26 protein-coding genes and 1 tRNA gene are annotated in these 24294 nt (G+C 64.8%); 11 read left to right on the top strand and 16 right to left on the bottom strand.

Annotated features, from left to right (window positions below; all coding sequences use genetic code 11):
* Positions 1-23 precede the first annotated feature (23 nt).
* Genes gcl through LDZ24_RS06380 form a run of 3 tightly spaced genes read left to right on the top strand, consistent with a single transcriptional unit; the run spans position 24 to position 3581 of the window.
* Positions 24-1799 (top strand): glyoxylate carboligase, encoded by a 1776-nt coding sequence (gcl, locus tag LDZ24_RS06390; RefSeq protein WP_248322169.1) that lies wholly within the window; start codon positions 24-26, stop codon positions 1797-1799.
* Between the two features lie 44 nt (positions 1800-1843).
* Entirely contained in the window at positions 1844-2644 is an 801-nt protein-coding gene (hyi, locus tag LDZ24_RS06385; RefSeq protein WP_248322168.1) for a hydroxypyruvate isomerase, read from the top strand.
* 28 nt (positions 2645-2672) lie between these two features.
* A complete protein-coding gene (locus LDZ24_RS06380; protein ID WP_248322167.1) occupies positions 2673-3581 on the top strand; it encodes a 2-hydroxy-3-oxopropionate reductase in 909 nt (302 codons plus the stop codon).
* 163 nt (positions 3582-3744) lie between these two features.
* On the opposite strand, the gene LDZ24_RS06375 is transcribed toward LDZ24_RS06380, so the two are convergent.
* The 6 genes from LDZ24_RS06375 to LDZ24_RS06350 all read right to left on the bottom strand — a co-directional run bounded on the left by LDZ24_RS06375 (position 3745) and on the right by LDZ24_RS06350 (position 9791).
* Positions 3745-4746: an asparaginase gene (locus tag LDZ24_RS06375; RefSeq protein ID WP_248322166.1), complete on the bottom strand. Its 1002-nt coding sequence runs from the start codon at positions 4744-4746 to the stop codon at positions 3745-3747.
* A 33-nt stretch (positions 4747-4779) separates the two neighbouring features.
* Positions 4780-5706: a CysB family HTH-type transcriptional regulator gene (locus tag LDZ24_RS06370; RefSeq protein WP_175940234.1), complete on the bottom strand. Its 927-nt coding sequence runs from the start codon at positions 5704-5706 to the stop codon at positions 4780-4782.
* A gap of 39 nt (positions 5707-5745) precedes the next feature.
* Entirely contained in the window at positions 5746-6816 is a 1071-nt protein-coding gene (locus tag LDZ24_RS06365; RefSeq protein ID WP_248322165.1) for a sulfate/molybdate ABC transporter ATP-binding protein, read from the bottom strand.
* Between the two features lie 15 nt (positions 6817-6831).
* The gene (gene cysW / locus LDZ24_RS06360) at positions 6832-7734 is read right to left on the bottom strand and encodes a sulfate ABC transporter permease subunit CysW (RefSeq protein WP_248322164.1); all 903 of its coding nucleotides are present in this window, start codon (positions 7732-7734) and stop codon (positions 6832-6834) included.
* On the bottom strand, positions 7731-8624 hold the full coding sequence (gene cysT / locus LDZ24_RS06355; RefSeq protein ID WP_248322163.1) for a sulfate ABC transporter permease subunit CysT: 894 nt from the start codon (positions 8622-8624) through the stop codon (positions 7731-7733). The genes cysW and cysT overlap by 4 nt, the downstream gene beginning before the upstream one ends.
* Positions 8625-8744: 120 nt before the next feature.
* Positions 8745-9791: a sulfate ABC transporter substrate-binding protein gene (locus tag LDZ24_RS06350; protein ID WP_248322162.1), complete on the bottom strand. Its 1047-nt coding sequence runs from the start codon at positions 9789-9791 to the stop codon at positions 8745-8747.
* 248 nt (positions 9792-10039) lie between these two features.
* Here LDZ24_RS06350 and lexA point away from each other — a divergent pair, with 248 nt between their 5' ends.
* The 3 genes from lexA to LDZ24_RS06335 all read left to right on the top strand — a co-directional run bounded on the left by lexA (position 10040) and on the right by LDZ24_RS06335 (position 11858).
* Positions 10040-10708: a transcriptional repressor LexA gene (gene lexA / locus LDZ24_RS06345; protein ID WP_175940229.1), complete on the top strand. Its 669-nt coding sequence runs from the start codon at positions 10040-10042 to the stop codon at positions 10706-10708.
* A gap of 140 nt (positions 10709-10848) precedes the next feature.
* Positions 10849-11184 (top strand): hypothetical protein, encoded by a 336-nt coding sequence (locus tag LDZ24_RS06340; protein ID WP_248322287.1) that lies wholly within the window; start codon positions 10849-10851, stop codon positions 11182-11184.
* Between the two features lie 80 nt (positions 11185-11264).
* Entirely contained in the window at positions 11265-11858 is a 594-nt protein-coding gene (locus LDZ24_RS06335) for a DUF2939 domain-containing protein (RefSeq protein WP_248322161.1), read from the top strand.
* 24 nt (positions 11859-11882) lie between these two features.
* Here LDZ24_RS06335 and LDZ24_RS06330 read toward each other — a convergent pair whose 3' ends face one another.
* A complete protein-coding gene (locus tag LDZ24_RS06330) occupies positions 11883-12392 on the bottom strand; it encodes a universal stress protein (RefSeq protein WP_175940227.1) in 510 nt (169 codons plus the stop codon).
* A gap of 296 nt (positions 12393-12688) precedes the next feature.
* On the opposite strand from LDZ24_RS06330, the gene nodI reads away from it, so the two are divergent.
* The gene (gene nodI / locus LDZ24_RS06325) at positions 12689-13642 is read left to right on the top strand and encodes a nodulation factor ABC transporter ATP-binding protein NodI (protein WP_248322160.1); all 954 of its coding nucleotides are present in this window, start codon (positions 12689-12691) and stop codon (positions 13640-13642) included.
* 5 nt (positions 13643-13647) lie between these two features.
* Positions 13648-14496: an ABC transporter permease gene (locus tag LDZ24_RS06320; protein WP_256465388.1), complete on the top strand. Its 849-nt coding sequence runs from the start codon at positions 13648-13650 to the stop codon at positions 14494-14496.
* A 53-nt stretch (positions 14497-14549) separates the two neighbouring features.
* Here the strand turns inward: LDZ24_RS06320 and gnd are convergent, their stop codons facing one another.
* The 3 genes from gnd to LDZ24_RS06305 all read right to left on the bottom strand — a co-directional run bounded on the left by gnd (position 14550) and on the right by LDZ24_RS06305 (position 19017).
* Positions 14550-15551 carry a phosphogluconate dehydrogenase (NAD(+)-dependent, decarboxylating) gene (gnd, locus tag LDZ24_RS06315; RefSeq protein ID WP_248322285.1) on the bottom strand — a complete coding sequence of 334 codons (1002 nt, stop codon included), beginning with the start codon at positions 15549-15551 and terminating at the stop codon, positions 14550-14552.
* The gene (tkt, locus tag LDZ24_RS06310) at positions 15536-17626 is read right to left on the bottom strand and encodes a transketolase (RefSeq protein ID WP_248322159.1); all 2091 of its coding nucleotides are present in this window, start codon (positions 17624-17626) and stop codon (positions 15536-15538) included. Before tkt ends, gnd begins: the two co-directional genes overlap by 16 nt.
* A gap of 338 nt (positions 17627-17964) precedes the next feature.
* A complete protein-coding gene (locus tag LDZ24_RS06305) occupies positions 17965-19017 on the bottom strand; it encodes an NADP(H)-dependent aldo-keto reductase (protein WP_248322158.1) in 1053 nt (350 codons plus the stop codon).
* Between the two features lie 202 nt (positions 19018-19219).
* On the opposite strand from LDZ24_RS06305, the gene LDZ24_RS06300 reads away from it, so the two are divergent.
* Entirely contained in the window at positions 19220-20668 is a 1449-nt protein-coding gene (locus tag LDZ24_RS06300) for an MFS transporter (RefSeq protein ID WP_248322157.1), read from the top strand.
* Between the two features lie 308 nt (positions 20669-20976).
* On the top strand, positions 20977-21174 hold the full coding sequence (locus LDZ24_RS06295) for a hypothetical protein (RefSeq protein WP_248322156.1): 198 nt from the start codon (positions 20977-20979) through the stop codon (positions 21172-21174).
* A 14-nt stretch (positions 21175-21188) separates the two neighbouring features.
* Here LDZ24_RS06295 and LDZ24_RS06290 read toward each other — a convergent pair whose 3' ends face one another.
* The 6 genes from LDZ24_RS06290 to dusA form a co-directional block, all read right to left on the bottom strand.
* A complete protein-coding gene (locus tag LDZ24_RS06290; RefSeq protein ID WP_248322155.1) occupies positions 21189-21548 on the bottom strand; it encodes a hypothetical protein in 360 nt (119 codons plus the stop codon).
* 28 nt (positions 21549-21576) lie between these two features.
* Positions 21577-21780 (bottom strand): hypothetical protein, encoded by a 204-nt coding sequence (locus tag LDZ24_RS06285; protein WP_248322154.1) that lies wholly within the window; start codon positions 21778-21780, stop codon positions 21577-21579.
* Positions 21781-21825: 45 nt separating this feature from the next.
* Complete coding sequence (locus LDZ24_RS06280) at positions 21826-22215, bottom strand: DUF5594 family protein (protein ID WP_256465386.1); 390 nt, start codon at positions 22213-22215, stop codon at positions 21826-21828.
* A 21-nt stretch (positions 22216-22236) separates the two neighbouring features.
* Positions 22237-22539 (bottom strand): hypothetical protein, encoded by a 303-nt coding sequence (locus tag LDZ24_RS06275; RefSeq protein WP_206468076.1) that lies wholly within the window; start codon positions 22537-22539, stop codon positions 22237-22239.
* A 126-nt stretch (positions 22540-22665) separates the two neighbouring features.
* A tRNA-His gene (locus LDZ24_RS06270) sits at positions 22666-22741 on the bottom strand.
* A 143-nt stretch (positions 22742-22884) separates the two neighbouring features.
* Positions 22885-23889, bottom strand: coding sequence for a tRNA dihydrouridine(20/20a) synthase DusA (dusA, locus tag LDZ24_RS06265; RefSeq protein WP_248322152.1), 1005 nt, complete (start codon positions 23887-23889; stop codon positions 22885-22887).
* Between the two features lie 143 nt (positions 23890-24032).
* On the opposite strand from dusA, the gene LDZ24_RS06260 reads away from it, so the two are divergent.
* On the top strand, positions 24033-24281 hold the full coding sequence (locus tag LDZ24_RS06260; protein ID WP_206468074.1) for a hypothetical protein: 249 nt from the start codon (positions 24033-24035) through the stop codon (positions 24279-24281).
* Positions 24282-24294 lie beyond the last annotated feature (13 nt).

The raw sequence follows: 24294 nt of genomic DNA, 5'->3' as shown, positions 1-24294 counted from the left end.
GAGACTGAAGGAAGGAGACATTCATGGCCAAGATGAGAGCCGTCGACGCAGCCGTCCTCGTGCTGGAAAAGGAAGGTATTGATACCGCGTTCGGCGTGCCGGGCGCCGCGATCAACCCGTTCTACTCGGCGATGAAGAAGTCGGGCAGCATCAGCCACGTGCTCGCGCGACATGTCGAAGGCGCGTCGCACATGGCCGAAGGTTATACGCGCGCCGCGCCCGGCAACATCGGGGTATGCATCGGCACGTCGGGGCCGGCGGGCACGGACATGATCACGGGCCTCTACTCGGCTTCCGCCGACTCGATTCCGATTCTCGCGATCACCGGGCAGGCGCCGCGCGCGCGTCTTTACAAGGAAGATTTCCAGGCGGTCGATATCGAATCCATCGCCAAGCCCGTCACGAAGTGGGCGGTGACCGTGCGCGAGCCGGCGCTCGTGCCGCGCGTGTTCCAGCAGGCTTTCCACCTGATGCGCTCGGGCCGCCCCGGTCCCGTGCTGGTGGATCTGCCGATCGACGTGCAACTCGCCGAAATCGAATTCGACATCGACACCTACGAGCCGCTGCCCGTGTACAAGCCGAAAGCGACACGCGCGCAGATCGAGAAGGCGCTCGCGATGCTCAACGACGCCGAGAAGCCGCTCATCGTCTCGGGCGGTGGCGTGCTGAACGCGGCGGCCGAAGACCTGCTCGTGCAATTCGCCGAAACGCTCGGCGTGCCCGTCATCCCGACGCTGATGTCGTGGGGCGCCATTCCCGACGATCACCCGCTCATGGCCGGCATGGTCGGCTTGCAGACGTCGCATCGCTACGGCAACGCGACGATGCTCGCATCGGACTTCGTGCTCGGCATCGGCAATCGCTGGGCGAACCGGCATACGGGCAGCATCGAGGTCTACACGAAGGGCCGCAAGTTCGTCCACGTCGATATCGAGCCGACGCAAATCGGCCGCGTGTTCGGACCGGATCTCGGCATCGTCTCGGATGCAAAGGCGGCGCTGGAACTCTTCGTCGAAGTGGCGAAGGAATGGAAAGCCGCGGGCAAGCTGAAGGACCGGAGCGCCTGGGTCGCCGACTGCCAGCAGCGCAAGCGCACGATGCAGCGCAAGACGCACTTCGACAACGTGCCGATGAAGCCGCAGCGCGTCTACGAAGAGATGAACCTGGCGTTCGACCGCGACACGTGCTTTGTGACGACGATCGGTCTTTCGCAGATCGCCGGTGCGCAGTTTCTGCACGTGTTCAAGGCGCGCAACTGGATCAACTGCGGTCAGGCCGGCCCGCTCGGCTGGACGATTCCTGCTGCGCTCGGCGTGCGCGCGGCGGACCCGCAGCGCAAGATCGTCGCGCTCTCGGGCGATTACGACTTCCAGTTCATGATCGAAGAACTCGCCGTCGGCGCACAGTTCAAGCTGCCGTACGTGCATGTCGTCGTGAACAACTCGTATCTCGGTCTCATTCGCCAGGCGCAGCGCGGCTTCGACATGGACTACTGCGTGCAACTCGCGTTCGACAACATCAACGCGCCGGAACTCGAAGGCTACGGCGTGGACCACGTCGCGGTCGCCGAAGGCCTCGGTTGCAAGGCGCTGCGCGTGTTCAAGCCCGAGGACATCGCCGGTGCGCTGAAGCAGGCACAGGCGCTTGCGGCCGAACATCAGGTGCCGGTCGTCGTGGAGATGATCCTCGAACGCGTGACCAACATCGCGATGGGCACCGAGATCGACGCCATCAACGAGTTCGAAGAGCTCGCCGAGAGCCGTGCCGACGCGCCCACCGCCGTCACGCCGCTCGACTGAAGCATCAACTGACGACCCACTGACCGACCATCAGGAAAAGAACAATGCCGAAATTCGCCGCGAATCTGACGATGCTCTTCAACGAAGTCCCGTTCCTCGACCGCTTTGCCGCGGCGGCGAACGCGGGCTTCGAGGCAGTCGAATTCCTGTTTCCGTATCCGTATTCGATCAGCGATCTCAAAGCGCGCGTGCGGGACAGCGGCTTGCAGATCGTCTTGCACAACCTGCCTGCCGGTAACTGGGAAGCAGGCGAGCGTGGGATCGCGTGTCTGCCGGATCGCGTCGCCGAGTTTCGCGACGGCGTCCCGCGCGCGATCGAATACGCGAAGGCGCTGAACGTGCCGCAACTGAACTGCCTCGTCGGCATTCCGACGGCGGGCGTCTCGGCGCAACAGGCGCGCGAAACGATCATCGAGAACCTTCGTTTCGCCGCCGATGCGCTGAAGCAGGAAGGCATCCGTCTGCTCGTCGAGCCGTGCAATTCATACGACATTCCGGGCTTCGCGCTGAACCGTTCGCACGAAGGACTCGACGTGATTCGCGCGGTCGGCTCCGACAATCTCTTCCTGCAATACGACATCTATCACATGCAGCGCATGGAAGGCGAGCTGGCCGCGACGATCAGGAAGAACCTGCCGTCGATCGCGCACATTCAGCTTGCCGACAATCCCGGCCGCAACGAACCCGGCACCGGCGAAATCAACTACGCGTTCCTGTTCGATCTGCTCGATTCGATTGGCTATGACGGCTGGATCGGCTGCGAATACAAGCCGCTCGCGGGCACGGAAGCCGGGCTCGGCTGGCTGCGCTCGATCGCGACGGACAAGGCGCGCGCCGCTGCCTGAACCATGACACAAAGGAGGAGCACACAGTATGGCAACGATCGGTTTCATCGGCCTCGGCATCATGGGCGCGCATATGGCGCGCAACCTCATCAAGGGCGGTCACGCGCTCGTCGTGAACGGCAAGTATCCGGTGCCCGACGATATCCGCGCGCAAACGAAAGTCGTCGCGGACTCGACGGCCGTCGCGCAGGCAAGCGAGATCGTCATCACGATGGTGCCCGACACGCCCGATGTCGCCAACGTCTTGTTCGCCGATGACGGCGTGGCCAAGGGTCTTTCGAAGGGCAAGCTCGTGATCGACATGAGCTCGATCAACCCGCTCGACACGCAGGAGTTCGCGAAGAAGATCAACGCGCTCGGCTGCGATTACCTCGATGCGCCGGTGTCCGGCGGCGAAGTCGGCGCGCGCGAAGCGACGCTCACGATCATGGTGGGCGGCCCGGAGAAGTCGTTCAACATCGCGAAGCCGCTCTTCGAACTGATGGGCAAGAACATCTCGCTCATCGGCGACAACGGCGCGGGTCAGACCTGCAAGGTGGCGAATCAGATCATCGTCGCGCTGAACATCGAAGCGGTCGCGGAGGCATTGCTCTTCGCGTCGCGCTCGGGCGCCGATCCGGAACGCGTGCGCAAGGCGCTCATGGGCGGCTTCGCGTCGTCGCGCATTCTCGAAGTGCACGGCGAGCGCATGACGAAGCGCACGTTCAATCCCGGCTTCAGGATCGAACTGCATCAGAAGGACCTGAACCTCGCGCTCGACGGCGCGCGCAAGATGGGCCTCGCGCTGCCTCACACCGCGAGCGCGCAGCAGTTGTTCAGCGTGTGCGCAGCCAATGGCGGCAAAGCGTGGGATCACTCGGCGCTCGTGCGCGCGCTCGAGATCATGTCGAACTTCCAGGTGGCGGACGAACCGCAGCATGCGAAGGCTGCTGCGTAGGCTCGCGCCTGAACCGTGGGGCGTCCCGCGTATGGGCACGCGGGACAAATGCCGCTCTGGGCTGAGGGCGGCAAGTAAGGTCCGAGAGCGGCATCCGGCGGCGCGCCGGGTTAGCCTTGGTCGGTCAGACGGTTTGCCGTCGGGTGTCCGCGTCGGATTGCGTTCAGTAGGTATCGAAGATGCGTTGCAGCGCCGCGGCGTCCTCGATGCCGGCCGATAGCGCCAGCATCAACAGCACGCGCGCCTTGTAGGGATTCAGCGTTCCCGCGCTGACCGTGCCGAGCACATCGTCGCTGGCTGCGCCGTTGCGCATCACATGTCCCGAGCCGACGCGCGATGCCCGCACCACCGCGACGCCCGCCTTCACGGCATCGCTCACGGCTTCTGCGATGCTCTCGTGCATCGACCCATTGCCGGTTCCCGCGACGACGATTCCCTTCACGCCCGCCGCGACGAGCGCATCGATCGCGACGCGCGAAACGCCCGCATAGCTCGCGACGATCTCGACCATCGGCCAGCTTTCAGCCACCGCGAATTCGCTTGCCGTCGTATGCGGCTTCGTCACCGCACGCTGGAATTCCACGCGGCCGTCCTGCACGAAACCGAGCACGCCGGTTTCGGGCGAGCGAAAGGCATCGACGGCATACGTGCTCGTCTTCGTGACATCGCGGGCGCTGTGGATCTGGTTGTTGAACGCGACGAGCACGCCCTGCCCCGATGCTTGTTTCGACGCCGCGACCGTGACCGCGTTGAGCAGATTGAGCGGGCCATCGGCGGATAGCGCGGTCGATGGCCGCATCGCGGCCGTCAGCACGACAGGCTTCGCAATCTTCACGGTCAAGTGCAACAGATACGCGGTTTCTTCGAGCGTGTCGGTGCCATGCGTGACGACGATGCCGTCGATGTCGTCCTGCGCGGCGAGTTCATTGATGCGCGCGGCGAGCGTCGTCCATAGCGCAAGGCTCATGTCCTTGCTGTCGATGCTCGCGATCTGCTCCGCATGAATTCGCGCGACGGAAGCGAGCGCAGGCACGGCGTCGAGCAGCTTGTCGACGCCTACGACGCCTGCCTTATATCCGGCTGTGGAAGCAGCATTGCCGGCCTGTCCGGCAATCGTGCCGCCCGTTGCAAGCACGGCGATGCGAGGGAGTGTCTGTGTGTTCATGCCGGCGATTGTAAATCAGCCGGCATGCGTGTTTCAGGCCGCTTCGCGCAGTTGCGCGGCGATCTGCGCTTCGTCGAGTTGCGGCGCGAACATTTCGATCAGCCGGTACGCATACGCGCGCAGGAACGCGCCCTTGCGCAAGCCCACGCGCGTGGTGCTCGCCTCGAACAAGTGCTGCGTATCGAGCGCGACGAGTTCGGTGTCGCGCTTGGCGTCATAGGCCATCGCCGCGACGATGCCGATGCCCATGCCGAGTTCCACATACGTCTTGATCACGTCCGCGTCGATGGCGGTGAGCACGATGTCGGGCATCGCGCCCGCGCTCGCGAACGCCTGGTCGACGTGTGAACGCCCCGTGAAATCCTGATCGTAGGTGACGATCGGATATTCGGCGATCTGCTCCAGCGTGATGTCTTTACGCCCGACGAGCGGATGGTCCTTCGGCACCACGACCGTGTGGTGCCACGAATAGCACGGAAACGTGACGATGTCGGGATAACGGTCGAGCGCCTCTGTCGAGATGCCGATATCCGCCTCGCCGTTCACGATCATCTGCGCGATCTGTTGCGGACTGCCCTGCCGCAGCGCAAGATGCACCTTCGGGAATACTTCGGTGAACTGACGGATCACTTTCGGCAGCGCGTAGCGAGCCTGCGTGTGCGTTGTGGCGACCACGAGATGGCCGTTGTCCTGATCCGCGAACTGGCGCGCCACGCGCCGCAGGTTCTCCGCATCGAGCAACATGCGTTCGATCAGCTGATGCACCTGCTTGCCCGGCTCGGTCAGCCCCGTGAGCCGCTTGCCGCGCCGGATGAAGATATCGACGCCCAGTTCGTCTTCGAGATCCTTGATCTGCTTGGACACGCCCGACTGCGACGTGTACAGCACGTTCGCTACTTCCGTCAGATTCATGTTCTGACGCACGGCCTCGCGCACGAAGCGCAGTTGCTGGAAGTTCATGGTTCGCCTCTCTTGTCTTGCTGCCGTTTTATGGATGTCTCATTGCGCCGGAAAGACGCGCAGCGCGCGCGGCACGGCGCGCACGCCATCGCCGATATCGAGCTTCAGCGCGCGCCACGCTTCCCGATCCAGTTCCGCTTCGAGCACGCCGCCCGCGTCGCCTTCCAGTTCCACACGCACCGAGCCGCCGAGCGTCACCACGCGCCGCACGCCGACCACGATACCGTCGCGATGCGCGAGGCCCGCGGCATCGTCGGCGCGGTACAACGCGAGGTCGTGCGGCCGCACGTAAGCGAGCGCGCGTCCGCTGAAGTGCGCTTGCGCGGCGATGGCTTGCGCCGCGCCATCGGCGACGAAGCCGCCCGCATCGACATGACCCTGAAGGCGATTCGCCGCGCCGAGGAATTCATATACGAACGATGTCTGCGGATGATCGTACACATCCTGCGGGCTGCCGATCTGCTCCACGCGGCCATGATTCATCACGACGATACGATCCGCCACTTCGAGCGCCTCTTCCTGATCGTGCGTGACGAAGAGCGTGGAGATATGCAGATCGTCGTGCAGGCGTCGCAGCCAGCTTCGCAGTTCCTTGCGCACCTTCGCATCGAGCGCGCCGAACGGCTCGTCGAGCAGCAGCACTTTCGGTTCGACAGCGAGCGCGCGCGCAAGCGCGATGCGTTGCCGCTGCCCGCCCGAGAGCTCGGAAGGAAACCGCTGCGCAAGCCAGTCCAGTTGCACGAGCTTCAGCAATTCGTGCACTTTCTCGCGGATCACGGCTTCCGACGGACGCTCGCGGCGCGGCTTCACGCGCAGACCGAACGCCACGTTTTCGAACACCGTCATGTGGCGGAACAGCGCGTAATGCTGGAAGACGAAGCCCACTTGCCGGTCGCGTGCGCCCACTTGCGCGACGTCTTCGCCGTTGAGCACGACCTGGCCGGCATCGGCATATTCGAGGCCCGCGATCACGCGCAGCAGCGTGGTCTTGCCGCATCCCGACGGCCCGAGCAGCGCGACGAGTTCGCCCGCGGGAAAGTCGAGCGTGACGTTGTCGAGCGCGGTGAAATCGCCGAAGCGCTTTTGCAGATTGCGAACGATGATGCTCATGATGTTTCCTTTGCCTTAGTTCTTGGCGCCTGCATCGGCGAGCGATTGCGACATGCGGCGTTCCGCGACGAGCTTGAGTCCGAGCGTCACGAGCGCAAGCAACGCGAGCAGCGAGGCCACGGCGAACGCGGCCGAGAAGTTGTATTCGTTATAGAGGATCTCGACGTGCAGCGGCATGGTGTCGGTCTGTCCGCGAATGTGGCCCGATACCACCGAAACCGCGCCGAACTCGCCCATCGCGCGTGCATTGCAGAGAATCACGCCATACAGCAGGCCCCACTTCACGTTCGGCAGCGTCACGCGGCGAAAAATCTGCCAGCCCGAAGCGCCCAGCACATGCGCGGCTTCTTCCTCGTCGTTGCCTTGCGCCTGCATCAGCGGAATCAGTTCGCGCGCGACGAACGGGAAGGTCACGAAGATCGTCGCGAGCACGATGCCCGGCACCGCGAAGATGATCTGCACGTCGTGCGCCGCGAGCCACGGACCGAACCAGCCCTGCGCGCCGAACATCAGCACGTAGATCAGGCCTGAAATCACGGGCGAAACCGAGAACGGCAAGTCGATGAGCGTAGTCAGCAGCGCCTTGCCGCGGAAGTCGAACTTCGCGATCGCCCACGACGCCGCGAGGCCGAACACGACGTTGAGCGGCACCGCAATCGCCGCCGTCGTCAACGTGAGCTTAATCGCGGACCACGCGTCTGGGTCTTTGAGCGACTCGAAGTAATAGTCGATGCCCTTTGCGAACGCTTGCGCGAACACGGCGACGAGCGGCACCACGAGAAAGAGCGCGAGGAACAGCAGCGCGATGCCCGTGAGCAGCCAGCGCACCGCGCGCGGTTCGGTGACGGGATCGAGCGTGCGGGCATCGCGTGGCGCAGCGGTGTTCATCGCGATGGCTTTGGTGTCGGGCGTGCTCATGCGTGGCTCCCTTGCGCGGACGCGGCATGCGCGGCGTGCGCAGGGATCGCGCCCGTGCGGCTCGTGCGCCGTTGCAGGAACCATTGCAGCGTGTTGATGAGGAGCAGCATCAGGAACGACACGCACAGCATGACGACGGCGAGCGCAGTGGCGCCCGCATAGTCATACTGTTCGAGCTTCGTGATGATGAGAAGCGACGTGATTTCCGACTTCATCGGCACGTTGCCCGCGATGAAAATCACCGAGCCGTATTCGCCGAGCGCGCGCGCGAACGCCAGCGCGAAGCCCGTCAGCAGCGCCGGGAAAAGCGTCGGCAAGACGACGCGGCGAAACGTCAGCCAGCGCGTCGCGCCGAGGCACGCGGCGGCTTCTTCCTGCTCGCGCTCGAAGTCTTCGAGCACCGGCTGCACCGTGCGCACGACGAACGGCAAGCCGATGAACGTCAGCGCCACCAGCACGCCGAGCGGCGTGAACGCGACCTTGACGCCGAGCGGCGCGAGATACTGCCCGATCCAGCCGTTGCCCGCATAGACGGCCGCGAGCGAGATGCCCGCGACCGAAGTCGGCAACGCGAACGGCAAATCGACGATGGCATCCACGATGCGCTTCATCGGAAAGGTATAGCGCACGAGCACCCACGCGACCAGAAAGCCGAACACCGCGTTGATGAGCGCCCCGCCGAGCGCCGCGCCGAAGGTCAGCCGATACGACGCCAATACGCGCGGCGATGTCACCGCGCGGACGAACTGCGCCCAGTCGAGCGTCGCCGTCTTCGCGAACGTGGCGGCGAGCGGTATCAACACCACGAGGCTCAGATACGCGAGCGTGATGCCGAGCGTCAGGCCGAAGCCCGGTAGCGCGCTCGGCTTGCGCAAAGTGAAAGTCGTCATCCTTGCTTTCGTCCTGTTCCAGTGCGCCGGGGAGCGCGTGTCATCGAATGCTTGTGTGACCGGCGGCGTCATGGCGCGCCGCTTCGGTTTGCTTCGCGCTTTGCGCGCTTACTGCAGTTGTTATTGCGGCTGATAGATGGAATCGAACACGCCGCCATCGGCGAAATGCGTCTTCTGCGCCTTGGTCCAGCCGCCGAACGTGTCGTCGATGGTGTAGAGCTTGATCTTCGGGAACTGCTTCGTGAGGTCGGCCGGCACCTTGTCCGAGCGCGGACGATAGAAATTGCGCGCGGCGATCTGCTGGCCTTCGTCGCTGTACAGATACTTGAGATACGCCTCGGCGAGCTTGCGCGTGCCGTGCTTGTCGACGACCTTGTCGACCACCGCGACCGGCGGCTCGGCCAGAATGCTCACCGAAGGCACCACGATCTCGAACTTGTCCGGACCGAACTCCTTCAACGACAGAAACGCCTCGTTCTCCCACGCAATCAGCACGTCGCCCTGGCCGCGCTGCACGAAGCTCGTCGTGGCGCCGCGCGCGCCGGAATCGAGCACGCCCGCGTTCTTGTACAGCTTCGCGACGAAGTCCTTCGCGGTTTGCTCGTTGCCGCCCGGCTTGTGCTGCGCGTAGGCCCACGCGGCGAGATAGTTCCAGCGCGCCCCGCCCGACGTTTTCGGGTTCGGCGTGACGATGGAGACGCCCGGCTTCGTGAGGTCGTCCCAGTCCTTGATGTGCTTCGGGTTGCCCTTGCGCACGAGGAACACGATCGTCGACGTGTACGGCGAGGCGTTATCCGGCAGCCGCTTCTGCCAGTCCGCGGCGACGAGTCCCTTGCCCGCGAGCGCGTCGATGTCGTAGGCGAGCGCGAGCGTGACGACGTCCGCCTGCAGGCCGTCGATGACCGCGCGCGCCTGTCCGCCCGAGCCGCCATGCGACTGCTTGAACGTGACGGCCTCGCCTGTTTCGGCTTTCCACTTCTTGGCGAATGCCTGATTGAAGTCCTGATAGAGCTCGCGCGTCGGGTCGTACGACACATTCAGAAACGACGTCTGCGCGTGGGCTTGCGTGCTCGCCGCGACCATCGCGCCGATGCCCGCCGCCGTCAGCGCCAGCGCGGTCAGCGCTTTGCGTGCCCTGGTCCCCAATCCCGCTTTCGTGCTTTGCATTCCCCGTTCTCCGTCTTATCCAATTGACGGAATCAGTCTATCGGCGGGCCTATATGAACAGAAATAATCGTTTTTCAGTCTTTTATATCGAAAGCTGCTAAAGCAAGTCGCCGGCGCTTGCGGGGGGCCGAACGACGGAGCGTGTTGCGGTTTCGAGCCGAACTTAAAGTAATGCTTGAAAAGCGCCGAATACTGTATAAAAATACAGTCATCTGTTGATCCATACAGTGCACGAGAGGCCCGAGCCAGTGACCAGAACCTCAAAACTTACCGCGCGTCAGCAGCAGGTCTTCGAACTGCTCCAGCGCGCAATCGAGCGCACCGGCTTTCCGCCGACCCGCGCGGAGATTGCCGCTGAGCTCGGCTTCAGTTCCGCGAACTCTGCGGAAGAGCATCTGCGGGCACTGGCGCGTAAGGGCGTCATCGAGCTGGCTGCGGGTTCGTCGCGCGGCATCCGGCTGATTGGCGACGCGGGCCGGTCCGAAGACGTTCCGCACCAGTTCACCTTGCCGCACGCAAGCATCATGCAGCTCTCGTTGCCGCTCGTGGGCCGTGTGGCGGCGGGCAGTCCTATCCTCGCGCAGGAGCATATTTCGCAGCACTACGCGTGCGATCCCGCGCTCTTCTCCAGCAAGCCCGACTACCTGCTGAAAGTGCGCGGTTTGTCGATGCGCGACGCCGGCATTCTGGACGGCGACCTGCTCGCCGTTCAAAAGCGCACCGAGGCGAAGGACGGACAAATCGTCGTTGCGCGGCTCGGCGACGACGTCACGGTCAAGCGTTGGAAGCGACGTCCCGACGGCGTCGAGCTCATCGCGGAGAACCCGGACTACGAGAATATTTTCGTGCGGTCGGGCAGCGGAGACTTCGCGCTGGAAGGCATTGCAGTGGGCCTGATCCGCTCAGGCGAGTTCTAGTCAGCGGCGGCAGCGCGCTTTGAAGCGTCGCTGAGCGCCTCTTCACGCCACGCAAGACGCGGCGCGTTTCGAGTACATCAAGCACGGACGGCAGCCGCTTGCGGCATGCCGTGGTGCGTCCTATCGTCTGGAGAGTCATGATGGAACGTTTTGCCCGTTTGCTGCCCTTTCGCAAGTTCGGCCGTCTGCGCCATCTGCGTGCGTTGATTCCTTGCGGCGCCGCGGCGCCTTCGCGGGCCGAAGCTGCACCGGATCTCTTCGATTCCATGCCCGCGCTGCCGTCTCGCCAGCCTGCGTTCGCGCGGGTGTCGCTGACGCAGACGGTTCACGCGGAGCCGCCGCGGAGTACTCCCGTGCGCGTTTATCGGAGCGAGTCGCGGCTGATCCTCGTCGGCAAGATCGGCGAAGTGTCGCGCATGATCGACCGCTGCATCGACGAAGAGCGCGCCGGTCTCACGGGCGGAACGGTGGCGTGAACTGGCGGCGAGTTGGGGAATTAGTCGTGCGTCGGCGCGGTCAATCCTGCATTAACCTTCGCTAAAGGTTTGGCCGTCGCATGTCCCGCACCGCTCGTTCCGTTATTGCCACGCTCGCCGCCGTATTGCTCGTCGCGGCGCTCGGCTTCGTCTATGCGTCGCCGTATATCGTGCTGGACCGCGTCAAGCGCGCCGCCGACGCGCGCGACGCCCAAACGGTCAACCAATACGTCGATTTCCCCGCATTGCGCGCGAGCTTGAAGGATCAGATCGCCGCGCTGCTCACGCGGCGCATCGATGTGCAGAAGAGCGGCAACCCGCTCGCCATCATCGGCGCGATGATCGGCGCGGCGCTGGTCGGCCCGCTCGTGGATTCATACGCGACGCCGGACGGAGTCGCCGCCATCCTGAACGGCATACCGCCGCGCGGCAATCCCGGCGAACGTCCGCCCGCGGCCGGCAAAGCCGATGCAAACGCGTCGGCTTCGGCGAGCGCGTCCGTGAGCGCATCCAATTCGGCTCCGCAACCGCCGCAGACGACGGCCGGCTATCGCGGCATCAACACGTTCGTGGTGACGTACCAGCACGGCGCAGGCGACGCCCGCTATTCCGCCATATTTCACCGCAGCGGGCTAGTGTCATGGAAGCTCGTCGCCGTCGATCTCAACGGCTGACGCGCCTTCGCCAGCCATCCACGCTCACGCGCCCGCTTCGGCCTTCGCGGGCTTCGCGGCATACGCAGCGGCATCTTCCGCTTCCGCCGATTCGCCTGCCTGACAGACGGCAACCAGAATGCTGCACGACACGCGATCCAGCAAAGGGGTGTTGCCCGCGCCCATCCACCAACGAGCGAGTCCGCTCCGGCAGCGGTGCCCGACGACGACGAGATCGACCTTAAGGCTGTCGGCCAGCGCCGCGATTTCGTCGATCGGATGGCCGAACGCGAAATGCCCCTGCGCCGACAGGCCACGCTCGCGCAGCCACTCGACGCCTTCCTGCAAAATATCGCGCGCCGCGTCTTCGAAGCGCCCGCAGGCCATATCGGTCAGCAATCCGGCGCTCTGCGCAATGCTCGACCGCATGTCGACCACCGCGAGCACGTGCGTTTCCGCGTTGAGGTCGAGCGCGAGGTTCGCGCCCTGGCGCAGCGCCTTGCGGCCCTCTCTGGAACCGTCGTAGCACAGCAGAATCTTTCTGTAGCTTGTCATGATGCCTCCCTGCCGCATCGCAGATTGACTGCGGCGTAACTTCATGATCCTGTGCCGCGCCGGACGTGGCAACGATGGAAAACGCTAACTTCACGCAATAGCGCGCCGAACCCGCGCCACGTTGGACTCATGACTAGCTGGCCGCGTGCCAGATTGCGACGAAGCCCGTCGCACAAGGCTTCGCGGCTTTCTGCATGTTCGCACGACTCGCCCGGCGCACCGCTTCTGCCCGCGCAAGCGCCGCGCCGGTGCATTCGATTACACTAGCTCGCTGAACTTTCCCCGGCATAACACGCATGACACAGCGCACCACGCGCGAGCACGCCCCGGAATCAGCCGGCGCGCCCGCCATCGAATTCAGCGAAGTTATAAAAAGCTACGGCGCGAAGAACGTCGTCGACGGCCTGTCGTTCGACGTGCGTCCCGGCGAATGCTTCGGCTTGCTCGGGCCGAACGGCGCGGGCAAGACGACGACGCTCAGGATGCTGCTCGGCATGACGTCGCCGGATCACGGAAACATTCGGCTCGTCGGCGAAACGGTGCCGTCGCGCGCGCGTTTCGCCCGCGAACGCGTCGGCGTCGTGCCGCAGTTCGACAATCTCGATCCCGACTTCAGCGTACGCGAGAACCTCGTCGTCTTCGGCCGCTATTTCGGTATTGCGGGCGCGCGCATGGACGCGCTCGTGCCGTCGCTGCTCGAATTCGCGCGGCTCGAAAACAAGGCGGATGCGCGCGTCGGCGAATTGTCCGGCGGCATGAAGCGGCGGCTGACCTTGGCGCGCGCCCTCGTCAACGATCCCGACGTGCTGATCATGGACGAACCGACCACCGGTCTCGACCCTCAGGCCCGCCATCTCATCTGGGAACGTCTGCGCTCGCTGCTCGCGCGCGGCAAGACCATGCTGCTCACGACGCATTTCATGGAGGAAGCCGAGCGCCTGTGCGACCGCGTCTGCGTGATCGAAGAAGGCCGGAAGATTGCCGAAGGCCGTCCGCGCGACCTGATCGCGTCGGTGATCGGCTCGGACGTGATCGAGATTTACGGCCCCGATCCGCAGGCGCTGGCCGCCGAACTGCAACCGCTCGTCGAGCGCATGGAAGTGAGCGGCGAGACGCTTTTTTGCTACGTCGACGATCCGCAAGCCGTCCACGCGCGCGTCAAGGGGCGCGAGGGCGTGCGCTATCTGCATCGTCCCGCGAATCTGGAAGATGTTTTCTTGCGCCTGACCGGGCGTGAAATGGTGGATTAAACGCGATGGAAACCTTCGATCAACCGCGCGTCGCCAGCAAAAAGCCGAGCGAGACGCACCCGCGCGACGCCGCGCCGCTCACCAACGCGCTGCCGGCGAACGCAACGCACTGGATGTCGGTCTGGCGGCGCAATTACCTCGTCTGGAAGAAGCTCGCGGTCGCCTCGATGATCGGCAACCTCGCCGACCCGATGATCTATCTGTTCGGCCTCGGACTCGGTCTCGGCCTGATGGTCGGCCACGTCGAGGGCGTGTCGTATATCGCGTTTCTCGCCGCGGGCACGGTGGCCTCCAGCGTGATGATGTCCGCGAGCTTCGAGGCGATGTACTCCGGCTTCTCGCGCATGCACGTGCAGCGCACATGGGAAGCGATCATGCACACGCCGCTCACGCTCGGCGATATCGTGCTCGGCGAAGTGGTCTGGGCCGCGAGCAAGTCGGTGCTCTCGGGCGTCGCGATCATGCTGGTCGCGGGCGCGCTCGGCTACGCGAGTTTTCCGTCGATGCTGCTCGCGCTGCCCGTTATCGTGTTGACCGGGCTGGCGTTCGCGAGCACCGCGATGATCGTCACGGCCATCGCGCCGAGCTACGACTTCTTCATGTTCTATCAGACGCTCGCGCTCACGCCGATGCTGCTCCTGTCCGGCGTCTTCTTTCCGGTCGCGCAACTGCCCGCGCTCGCGCAGCATGTGACGCAGGCGCTGCCGCTCGTTCACGCCGTCGAACTGATCCGCCCCGCGATGCTCGGCCGCCCGCTCGACGGTTTCGCGCTGCACGCAGGCGTGCTCGCCGCTTATGCCGTGCTGCCGTTCTTCATCTGCGCGTGGCTTTTCCGCCGTCGCATGATGAAATGAAAAACGGCGATGGACCGTCGCGGTTCATCGCCGTCTAACGAGCGCTCAGCGCGTCACTTCGCCGGAAACTCCTTGTGGCCGCCAAAGCCGAAGCGCATCGCGGACAGCATGCGCTCGGGGAACAGATCGGCGTCGCGCGAGCGGAAGCGCGTGTACAGCGCCGCCGAAAGCACCTGCGCAGGCACGGCTTCCTCGATGGCCGCCTCGATCGTCCAGCGCCCTTCGCCGCTGTCCGCCACGATGGTCGAGAAGTGTTCCAGCCCGCCGTCGCTCGCGAGCGCGCCCGCCGTCAGGTCCAGCAGCCACGACGACACCACGCTGCCGCGCCGCCACACTTCCGCGATATCCGCCAGGTCGAGCGAATAGCGCTCGTTCTCGGGAAGGTCCGTCGATTCCTTGTGCTTCAGAATGTGGAAGCCTTCCGCATACGCCTGCATCAGGCCGTACTCGATGCCGTTGTGCACCATCTTCACGAAGTGCCCCGACCCGACCGGCCCGCAATACATGTAGCCGTTCTCGACGCGCGGATCGCGTCCTTCGCGGCCCGGCGTCGCGGGAATGTCGCCGCGTCCCGGCGCGAGCGTCGCGAAGATCGGATCGAGCCGGCTCACGATGGCCTCGTCGCCGCCGATCATCATGCAGTAGCCGCGTTCCAGTCCCCAGATGCCGCCCGACGTGCCCACATCGACATAATGCACGCCCTGCTCCCTGAACTGCGCGGCGCGGCGAATGTCGTCCTTGTAGAAGCTGTTGCCGCCGTCGATGACCACATCGTCCGCTTGCAGGATCTTGTGCAGGTCCGAAAGCGTGTCCTCGGTGATCTTGCCGGCCGGCAGCATCAGCCAGATGACGCGCGGCGCGGCGAGCTTCGCAACGAGATCGCCGAGATCGTTCGCGCCGGTCGCGCCTTCGCTCGCGAGCGCGTCGGTGGCTTGCGGATTGTGGTCGTACACGACGCATTCGTGTCCGTCGCGCATCAGGCGGCGGCCGATGTTGCCGCCCATGCGCCCTAGCCCTACGATGCCGATCTGCATGTCGATCACTCCCCGGCTGATTTGACGCGCTCGATCTGCTTTTTCGCCGCTTCGTAGACGCCTTCGAGCGTGAAGCCGAACTTCGTCTTCAGCGCCTTCAGCGGCGCCGACGCGCCGAACGTGTGCATCACGATGGTCGCGCCGAAGCGCCCCACGTAGCGGTCCCAGCCGAGCGTCGCGGCCTGCTCGACGGCCACGCGCGCATGCACGTCGGGCGGCAGCACCGAGTCCTTGTACGCGTCGTCCTGCTTCTCGAAGATGTCCCACGACGGCATGGACACGACGCGCGCCGCGATTCCCTCGCTCGTGAGCTTCTCCCATGCTTCGACGCACAGCGACACTTCGCTGCCGGTCGCGAGCAGCAGCACTTCCGGCTTCTTGCCGCCCTCGGCATCGGCGAGCACGTAGGCTCCGCGCCGCACGCCTTCAGCGGAGCCGAACTTGGTGCGGTCGAACGTCGGCAGCGGCTGGCGCGTGACGACGATGCACGACGGCTCCTTCGAGAACGACAGCGCCACGCGCCACGCCTCGCTCACTTCGTTCGCATCGGCCGGACGCAGTGTGCAGAGTCCCGGCACGCCGCGCAGCGAAGCCAGTTGTTCGATCGGCTGATGCGTCGGGCCGTCCTCGCCCACGCCGATGGAATCGTGCGTGAACACATAGATGACCGGCACTTCCATGATCGCGGAGAGCCGGATCGGCGGCTTCATGTAGTCGCTGAAAATCAGGAACGTGGACGCGAACGGCCGCATGTTCGAGAGCGCGAGCCCGTTGGCGACCGAGCCCATGCCGTGCTCGCGAATGCCGAAGTGCAGATTGCGCCCCGCGTAGTTGTCATGCTCGAAACTGCCCGCGCCTTCGAACTTGAGATTCGTCTTCGTCGATGGCGCGAGGTCCGCCGCCCCGCCGATCATCCACGGAATGCGCTTCGCGATGGCGTTGAGCACCTTGCCCGACGATTCGCGCGTCGCCATGCCCTTCGCGTCCGCCTCGAACGTGGGGATGTCGGCGTCCCAGTCATCGGGCAGCTTGGATTCGAGCATCTGCCAGAGCTGTTTCGCCAGATCCGGGTTCTGCTTCTCGTAGTCGTCGAAGCGTTGCTTCCATTCCGCATGCGCCGCCTTGCCGCGCGCGCCCATGCCTTCGGCGAAGTGCTGCATGACGCCGTCGGGCACGAGGAATTGCGCGTCTTCCGGCCAGCCGTAGAACTTCTTCGCGAGCTTGATTTCCTCGTCGCCGAGCGCCTCGCCGTGCGCCGCCGCCGTGTCCTGCTTGTTCGGCGCGCCCCAGCCGATGATGCTCTTCACGACGATCAGCGTCGGCTTGTCGGTCGTCGCCTTTGCTTGCTTGAGCGCGGCTTCGAGCGCGTTGGCGTCGTTGGCGTCGTCGACGTGCAGCGTGTTCCAGTTATAGCCGCGAAAGCGCGATTCCACGTCGTCGCTGTATGCGAGGTCGGTGTGGCCTTCGATCGTCACGCGATTGCTGTCGTAAATCCAGATGAGGTTGGACAGCTTCAGATGCCCGGCGAGCGATGCCGCTTCGTGCGAGATGCCTTCCATCATGTCGCCGTCGCCGCACAGCGCATAGACGCGGTAATCGAAAAGCGGCGCGCCCGACTTGTTGAAGTGCGCTTCCTTCCAGCGCGCGGCCATCGCCATGCCGACGCTGTTGCCGAGGCCCTGGCCGAGCGGCCCGGTCGTGGTTTCGACGCCGGCCGTCATGCGGAACTCCGGGTGGCCGGGCGTCTTGCTGTCGAGCTGGCGGAACTGCTTGATATCGTCGAGCGACACGGCCGGGTTGCCGGTCGGCTTGCCGCTTTCGTCCACTTCCTTGACGCCCGCGAGGTGCAGCAGCGAATACAGCAGCATCGACGCGTGCCCGACCGACAGCACGAAGCGGTCGCGGTTCGGCCAGAGCGGCGCGTCGGGGTCGTAGCGCAGATGGTATTGCCAGAGATGGAACGCGACGGGGGCGAGCGCCATCGGCGTGCCGGGGTGGCCGGAATTGGCCTTCTGCACGGCGTCCATCGACAGCGTGCGGATCGTGTCGATCGTGAGGCGATCCAAATCTTGGGACTGCGGCGTTGCTTGAGACATGAGCGACGACTCCTTTCGCGAAGAGCGCGCTGAGGCACGACGGGCGCCTCAGCGGCAACCAGGACCATCGAGCAAGCGCAGTGCCTTGCTAAAAGGCACCGCGCCCGGGTGCGAGCGGCCGCGCGCAGCCGTTTCATGCTGGCGCGGCGGCTTTCGGCAGGACGCGAACGCGCGGTATTCGGATGCGCGTTCGGTGTTTCAGCCGGGCGACGCGATGCAACGAAGGCGCATCGCCCGGATAGTGCATGCGGCTTCTGAGCCGCTAAAGTGCTTGAACATCAATGCTGACACATTCGCGGCGCGGCGGCCCGAATCATGCCTATGATTCATAGCCCGACTCACGGCGCCGGATTCGGCTGGCGCTCGTGCAGCGCCTCGATCTCGGCCAGAATCTCATCGGACAGTTCGATGTCCACGCTCGCGATATTCTCCTGCAACTGCGCCATCGACGTCGCGCCGATGAGCGTGCTCGTCGTGAACGGCCGCGTGTTGACGAACGCGAGCGCGAGCTGCGTCGGGCTCAGACCGTGGCGCTTCGCCAGTTCGACGTAAGACGACGTCGCGGCGATCGCTTGCGGCTTGCTGTAACGCTGGAACCGCTCGTAGAGCGTGATGCGCGCGCCGGCCGGACGCGCCCCGCCCTCGTACTTGCCCGAGAGCCAGCCGAACGCGAGCGGCGAATACGCGAGCAGACCGATGCCTTCCTTGTGCGTGAATTCGGACAAGCCCAACTCGTAGGTACGATTCACGAGACTGTACGGATTCTGAATGCTGACGATGCGCGGCAGCCCGGCCTTCTCCGCTGCGCGTAGGAATTGGGACACGCCCCACGGCGTTTCGTTCGACACGCCGACATAGCGAATCTTTCCTGCCTTGACGAGATCGCCGAGCGCGACGAGCGTTTCCTCGATCGGCACCGTGTATTCGTCGTCGATGTACGGATACGCCGAACGGCCGAAGGTCATCGTGCTGCGGTCCGGCCAGTGCAGTTGGTACAGGTCGACGTAATCCGTCTGCAGGCGCTTGAGGCTGCTGTCGATCGCCTCGTTGATGTTCTTGCGGTCGAACTGGTTGCCCGCGCCGCGAATGTGACGCGGATTGTGCGGCTGGCGCGCGGGCCCGGCGATCTTGGTCGCGAGCACGATATCGCCGCGTTTGCCCGCGTTCTTCGCGAGCCACGTGCCGATGTATTCCTCGGTGCGGCCCTGCGTTTCGGGGCGCGGCGGGACCGGGTACATTTCGGCGGCGTCGATCAGGTTCACGCCTTGCGCAAGCGCATAGTCGATTTGCTCGTGCGCCTCGCTCTCGGTGTTCTGCTCGCCCCAGGTCATGGTGCCGAGCCCGATGAGGCTCACGTCGACGCCCGAATCGCCCAGTTTCCGATACTTCATCGCTTCGTTCCTTTTTGTTGACGCCTGCTGGCGCGGTTCAACGGCGGCATTGCCGGCAAGCGCAGAAGCTACCATAGGCGCGCGAGGTCTGCTCCGCCGATAGAATGCAGGGCTTAGCGATGCAGCGGAACCGGTTCCCGGGCTTGCAGTTCGCTTGATATGGCTTACCGAAAACGTCTTCCAACGACAAACCACGCAGCCGATGTCATCCTCCACGACGCCCAGCCAGTCCGACGAAGCGAAGCCCGGTTCGTCGCTGATCGTTTCCCTCGTCGCCGCGACTTTCTTCATGGAGAACCTGGACGGCACGATCATCGCGACGGCCATGCCGCAGATGGCGCACTCGTTCGGCGTGCATCCGGCCGACATGAGCCTCGGCATCACCGCGTATCTTCTGACGCTCGCCGTCTTCATTCCGATCAGCGGCTGGGCGGCCGACCGCTTCGGGCTGCGCACCGTGTTCGGCAGCGCGATCGCGGTGTTCACGGCGGCCTCCGTGCTGTGCGGCGCCACGTCCACGCTGCCGGCGTTCGCCGCGGCGCGGGTGTTGCAAGGCATCGGCGGCGCGATGATGGTGCCGGTCGGCCGCCTGGCCGTGCTGCGCGCCACGCCGAAGGACGGACTGATGCGCGCGATCGCCATCATCACCTGGCCGGGGCTCGTCGCGCCGGTGATCGGACCGCCGCTCGGCGGCTTCATCACCACGTATTCGTCCTGGCGCTGGATCTTCTATCTCAACGTGCCGCTCGGTCTGATCGGCTTGCTGCTGACGCTGCGCCATATCGACAACGTGCGCGAAGACGCGAACCGCCGCTTCGATTTCGCGGGCTTCGTGCTGTGCGGCATCGCCTGCACGACGCTGCTCTACGCGATGGAACTGATCGGGCGCAACGACGCGTCGTGGAGCATGATCGGCGCGCTCGTCGCTGTCGGCGCGGCGGCAGGCATCGCGTCGTGGCGATATCTGATGCGAGCGACACAGCCGGTGGTCGATTTGTCGGCGCTGAAGGTGCACACCTTCGCCGTGGCGATGGGCGGCGGGTCGCTCTTTCGAATCGCGATCAGCGCCGCGCCGTTCCTCTTGCCGCTGATGTTCCAGGTCGGCTTCGGCATGAACGCGTTCATGTCGGGACTGCTCACGCTCTCCGTCTTCGCCGGCAATCTGGCGATGAAACTCGTCACCACGCCCGTCATGCGGCGCTTCGGCTTCAGGCCGGTGCTGGTGGTCAACGGGCTCATCGCCGCGCTCTCGCTTGCCGCGATGAGCCTGCTCGCGCCTTCGACGCCCACGCTCGCCATCGTCGTCGTCTTGTTCGTGAGCGGCCTGTCGCGCTCGCTGCAATTCACCGCGCTCAATACGCTCAGCTTCGCCGACGTGCCGAAGACGCAGATGAGCGGCGCCTCCGCGCTATCCAGCACGCTGTTTCAGATGTCGATGGGCGTGGGCGTCGCGGCCGGCGCGATCGCGCTGCGCATCGGCGAGTGGCTGCACGGGCATGATGCGCACTCCATCGGTCCTGAGGATTTCGGCGTGGCGTTCCTGATCGTGGCGTTGATCGGGGCTCTGGGTGTGATCGATCTGTGGCGTCTTCCGAAGGATGCAGGCGCGCTGGTTTCGGGGCATGTCAGAGGGAAGGCTACGGAGCGTTAGGCGCGTGAGAGGCGCGCAATGCGAGCCTTGCAGAACTGGAAGCGTTGGTGTCCTGCAAGGCTCGCACGGGCGGGGACGCTTACAAGAGTCCGAGCGGTTCATGGGTTCGGAACGGCTGCTGGTTCGAAGCTCTGGAAAGGTCGCCAGGCATCAAAGGCTCGGAAGCTTTGGAACGCTTTCAAGACTGCCAACAGTTCCAGGGTTCGGAACGGCTGCCGGCTTGGCGCCTCGGAAAGGTCGCCCGGTTCCACGGGCTTGCAAGATCGAACCAGGTTAAAGGTTTGCGCCCTTGCGCCGTAAACCCGCGTATGAATCTGCAAAGTCTCGAATCCCTCGCCGCGTTGAGCGAAGCCGTCGCCGTGATCCGCCATGCCCGCGGGCTGAAGAATCCGGATGACCTGCCGACCGGCACGCCCGAATGGCAAGCCGCCAGCGACGCCTTCGCGGACGACTTCCTGCGCGCGCTCGACGGCGAGCCGACCGTGCGCGCGTGGTGGACCATCTAGGCTTCGCCTCACCCCTAGCGTCTGAGTGAATCCAGCCAGCCGAGCGCGATCGCCGCATTGACGATCACGCCGGCTGTCGCCGCCAGTGCCGCGATCATCGTCCAGAACGCCGACCGGCGCGATGCCTCCGCGGATTCGCGAGCGAGTTGCGCGGCGTCGTTGGCCGACGACACCGACGCGAACATCGCCCGGAACTGCTCGTCCTGACGCGCCGTGTCCTTCGCGTGCAGCCATGCGCGCTTGTGCGCCGCTTCGGGGTCGGCGGAGGGCGCCGCGTCGAGTTGCGCGCGTATGGACGCTTCGCCGGCCGCTTCGTAGCTGCGGAAACGTGCTTCTCGCGCCTCGTCCGTGTCTTCTCGTTGATGCTCGGCCATACCCCCTCGCGCGCCGCTGACCGTGCCGCTACCGATCGTTCGACATCGCCTTCAGGCGATCGTTGCCGGCATCGCGCGCGGCGTCGGCCGTGGCGAAGTTGTCTTCGGACACCAACGCGCGCTTGACCTCGCCCGCCGCGAAATCGACGAGCGTGATGACCCACACGAACCCGCCGCCCTGTTCCGCCGTCTGCACGAATGCACGCAGCTTGCCTTCATTCGACGATGCCATCTGATCCTCCACGTTCGTCCGGGTACTTCCGACAAGGCGCGGCGCTCACGCCTCGAAGTCGAGCCCGCCGAGCAGCACCGACGGCTCCGCCTGCGAGCGCGTCGGTACATCCACTTCGCGGGCGTCCTGCCATGCGCGCAGCTTGTCGCCGAGCGCGTCGAGATAACGCTGCAAGCGTGCTTCGCCGCCGGGACGCAGCAATCGCTCGATTTCTTCGTCGTCCCACGTCAGGAAGACGTTCATGTCGAACGGATAACGCCGCGAGCGCGGGCCATCATCCGAGGGCGGCGCGCTCACGCGCAGCCGCGCCGGCTCGCGCGGACTGCCGCCGGGTACGATTTCGACGCGCAATTTAGCATCGACCACGCGGGCCACGCCCTCGGCGATGCGCGGCATGATTTCGGTTTCGAACCTGTGCGCCTGTTCGCGATTCAACGCCTTCCTCTCAAACCAGATTCAGACGTGCGGCAAGTCTTCGAGCGATTTCTCGATCTGCCCTTCCTGCACGCGCGCCTCGATGCCCACGTGGCCGTTCGAGTACGGCAGTGCGGTGACTTTGGGTCCGAGAAACGTGCGGCCGCCTAGCCTGAACAGCGTGCGCACTTCCTTGCCGCTTTTGATGGCGTCCACGACTTGATGGACGTCGACGATGGCGGTCGGCGCCGTCCAGTCGTTCGTGGCGGAATCGAAGCTGCCCCAGCGCACATTGGTCACGCGGTCGTTGACCCAACGCACGCCGTCGATCGCCAAAGTAGCCATAGCTGTCTCCGTGGTCGTTCGTTCGGGGTGGTGGTGCGTTGATGCTAGCACGGTGCGGGGGCTGTGTTTAGCGGCGGAAAAGCAAAAAGCCCGGTCGCGATGACCGGGCTTTTCGTATGAATTCTTTGGGGTGGCTGATGGGACTCGAACCCACGACGACAGGAATCACAATCCTGGACTCTACCAACTGAGCTACAGCCACCGCTGACAACTGCTGATTTGCTACTTCGCTTTACTACTTCTCGTATTAGCAAGATTGCCTGCCAATCGAGAAGCGAGATTATACGAACAAAGTATTTGCTTGCCTAGCCCTCTTGAGCATTCTTTTACGACCGACGCGTGCGGTCAGGACTCCACCGCTTCCGCCGCTTCGCGCAAGTACGCGCGCGCCTCGTCGAAGATGCTCAGGTCGCCCTTCGCAAGCCGGCGGCTGTCCGACAGCGTGCGCCGCCATCCACGCGCGCCCGCGACGCCGCGATATAGCCCCAGCGCATGGCGCGTCACCGCGCCGAGATACGTGCCGCGCGCGAGTTCGGCGCGCGCGTAGTCGATCAACTGGGCTTCGATTTCTTCGCGCGTCGGCACCGGCGTCGTCGCGCCGTAGAACCGCGTATCGACGCCCGCGAGCACATAAGGATTGTGGTACGCCTCGCGCCCGAGCATGACGCCATCGACATGCTTCAGGTGCTCCTCCACTTCGTCGAGCGTCGTGATGCCGCCGTTGATCGAGATCTCGAGATGCGGGAAGTCGCGCTTCAACCGGTACGCGTAGTCGTACTTGAGCGGCGGAATCTCGCGGTTCTCCTTCGGGCTCAGGCCCTTCAGGATCGCATTGCGCGCATGGACGATGAACACGTCGCAGCCCGCCTGCGCCACCGTGCCGACGAAATCGCGCACGAACGCGTAGTCCTCGACCGCATCGACGCCGATGCGATGTTTGACCGTCACCGGAATCGACACCGCATCGCGCATCGCCTTCACGCAGTCGGCGACGAGTTCCGGCTCCTTCATCAGGCACGCGCCGAACGCGCCCCGCTGCACGCGCTCAGACGGGCAGCCGCAGTTCAGGTTGATCTCGTCGTAGCCCCATTGTTCGCCGAGCTTCGCGCTCTTCGCGAGGTCGGCCGGTTCGCTGCCGCCCAGTTGCAGCGCGACGGGCGCCTCGGCCGGCGTGAAGGCGAGATGACGCGCGACATCGCCGTAAAGCAGCGCGCCCGTCGTGACCATTTCGGTGTAAAGCCACGCGTGATGCGACACCATACGATGCAGCGAGCGGCAATGGCGGTCGGTCCAGTCCATCATGGGAGCGACGGACACGCGGCGGGGACTGGTTTTCGAAGCGGCGGACATGGCAGACGTCTGTTTCAGCTAATCCGCGATTTTACCGCAGCGCGCAATGGGCGGTTCTGGGCGCGCATCCCGAATCTTTCCCCGCGCCGGCTGTCACACCGAACATGCGACGCCCGCGTGCGTCGAGCCTCGCGGAGACTGACATGAAAAGCAAATCGATCGCGGCCGCTGCGCTGCTGTGCGCGGCGTTCGCCGCACAGGCGCAAACCGCGCGACCGGGACCGGACGAAGGCGCGTCCATGGTCAAGCCGCCCAGCGCGCCCGGTTCGCCGGCAACGAGCGCCGCGCGCCCCGACAATCCCGACAACATGCCGGTCAAGCGCCCCGCGCCGCCGCCCAACAGCGACCGCATGCTGCATCACAGTCCCGCGAGCGACGCCATCGCGAAGTAGGCATCGGCTCCGG

It is taken from the genome of Caballeronia sp. Sq4a (assembly GCF_023170545.1).
Taxonomy (GTDB): Bacteria; Pseudomonadota; Gammaproteobacteria; order Burkholderiales; family Burkholderiaceae; genus Caballeronia.
Note: the sequence above shows the minus strand (reverse complement) of the source record. Positions and strands in the feature narration are given on the sequence as shown.

Coding starts and splice junctions, on each gene's coding strand:
- hyi (WP_248322168.1), top strand. CDS start 1,844: ATGCCGAAATTCGCCGCGAATCTGACGATGCTCTTCAACGAAGTCCCG.
- nodI (WP_248322160.1), top strand. CDS start 12,689: ATGACACAGCGCACCACGCGCGAGCACGCCCCGGAATCAGCCGGCGCG.
- LDZ24_RS06295 (WP_248322156.1), top strand. CDS start 20,977: ATGAATCTGCAAAGTCTCGAATCCCTCGCCGCGTTGAGCGAAGCCGTC.
- dusA (WP_248322152.1), bottom strand. CDS start 23,889: ATGTCCGCCGCTTCGAAAACCAGTCCCCGCCGCGTGTCCGTCGCTCCC.
- LDZ24_RS06260 (WP_206468074.1), top strand. CDS start 24,033: ATGAAAAGCAAATCGATCGCGGCCGCTGCGCTGCTGTGCGCGGCGTTC.
- LDZ24_RS06365 (WP_248322165.1), bottom strand. CDS start 6,816: ATGAGCATCATCGTTCGCAATCTGCAAAAGCGCTTCGGCGATTTCACC.
- LDZ24_RS06380 (WP_248322167.1), top strand. CDS start 2,673: ATGGCAACGATCGGTTTCATCGGCCTCGGCATCATGGGCGCGCATATG.
- LDZ24_RS06375 (WP_248322166.1), bottom strand. CDS start 4,746: ATGAACACACAGACACTCCCTCGCATCGCCGTGCTTGCAACGGGCGGC.
- LDZ24_RS06300 (WP_248322157.1), top strand. CDS start 19,220: ATGTCATCCTCCACGACGCCCAGCCAGTCCGACGAAGCGAAGCCCGGT.
- LDZ24_RS06290 (WP_248322155.1), bottom strand. CDS start 21,548: ATGGCCGAGCATCAACGAGAAGACACGGACGAGGCGCGAGAAGCACGT.
- LDZ24_RS06340 (WP_248322287.1), top strand. CDS start 10,849: ATGGAACGTTTTGCCCGTTTGCTGCCCTTTCGCAAGTTCGGCCGTCTG.
- LDZ24_RS06305 (WP_248322158.1), bottom strand. CDS start 19,017: ATGAAGTATCGGAAACTGGGCGATTCGGGCGTCGACGTGAGCCTCATC.
- cysW (WP_248322164.1), bottom strand. CDS start 7,734: ATGAGCACGCCCGACACCAAAGCCATCGCGATGAACACCGCTGCGCCA.
- LDZ24_RS06330 (WP_175940227.1), bottom strand. CDS start 12,392: ATGACAAGCTACAGAAAGATTCTGCTGTGCTACGACGGTTCCAGAGAG.
- LDZ24_RS06335 (WP_248322161.1), top strand. CDS start 11,265: ATGTCCCGCACCGCTCGTTCCGTTATTGCCACGCTCGCCGCCGTATTG.
- LDZ24_RS06275 (WP_206468076.1), bottom strand. CDS start 22,539: ATGGCTACTTTGGCGATCGACGGCGTGCGTTGGGTCAACGACCGCGTG.
- LDZ24_RS06285 (WP_248322154.1), bottom strand. CDS start 21,780: ATGGCATCGTCGAATGAAGGCAAGCTGCGTGCATTCGTGCAGACGGCG.
- LDZ24_RS06370 (WP_175940234.1), bottom strand. CDS start 5,706: ATGAACTTCCAGCAACTGCGCTTCGTGCGCGAGGCCGTGCGTCAGAAC.
- cysT (WP_248322163.1), bottom strand. CDS start 8,624: ATGACGACTTTCACTTTGCGCAAGCCGAGCGCGCTACCGGGCTTCGGC.
- LDZ24_RS06320 (WP_256465388.1), top strand. CDS start 13,648: ATGGAAACCTTCGATCAACCGCGCGTCGCCAGCAAAAAGCCGAGCGAG.
- tkt (WP_248322159.1), bottom strand. CDS start 17,626: ATGTCTCAAGCAACGCCGCAGTCCCAAGATTTGGATCGCCTCACGATC.
- LDZ24_RS06350 (WP_248322162.1), bottom strand. CDS start 9,791: ATGCAAAGCACGAAAGCGGGATTGGGGACCAGGGCACGCAAAGCGCTG.
- gcl (WP_248322169.1), top strand. CDS start 24: ATGGCCAAGATGAGAGCCGTCGACGCAGCCGTCCTCGTGCTGGAAAAG.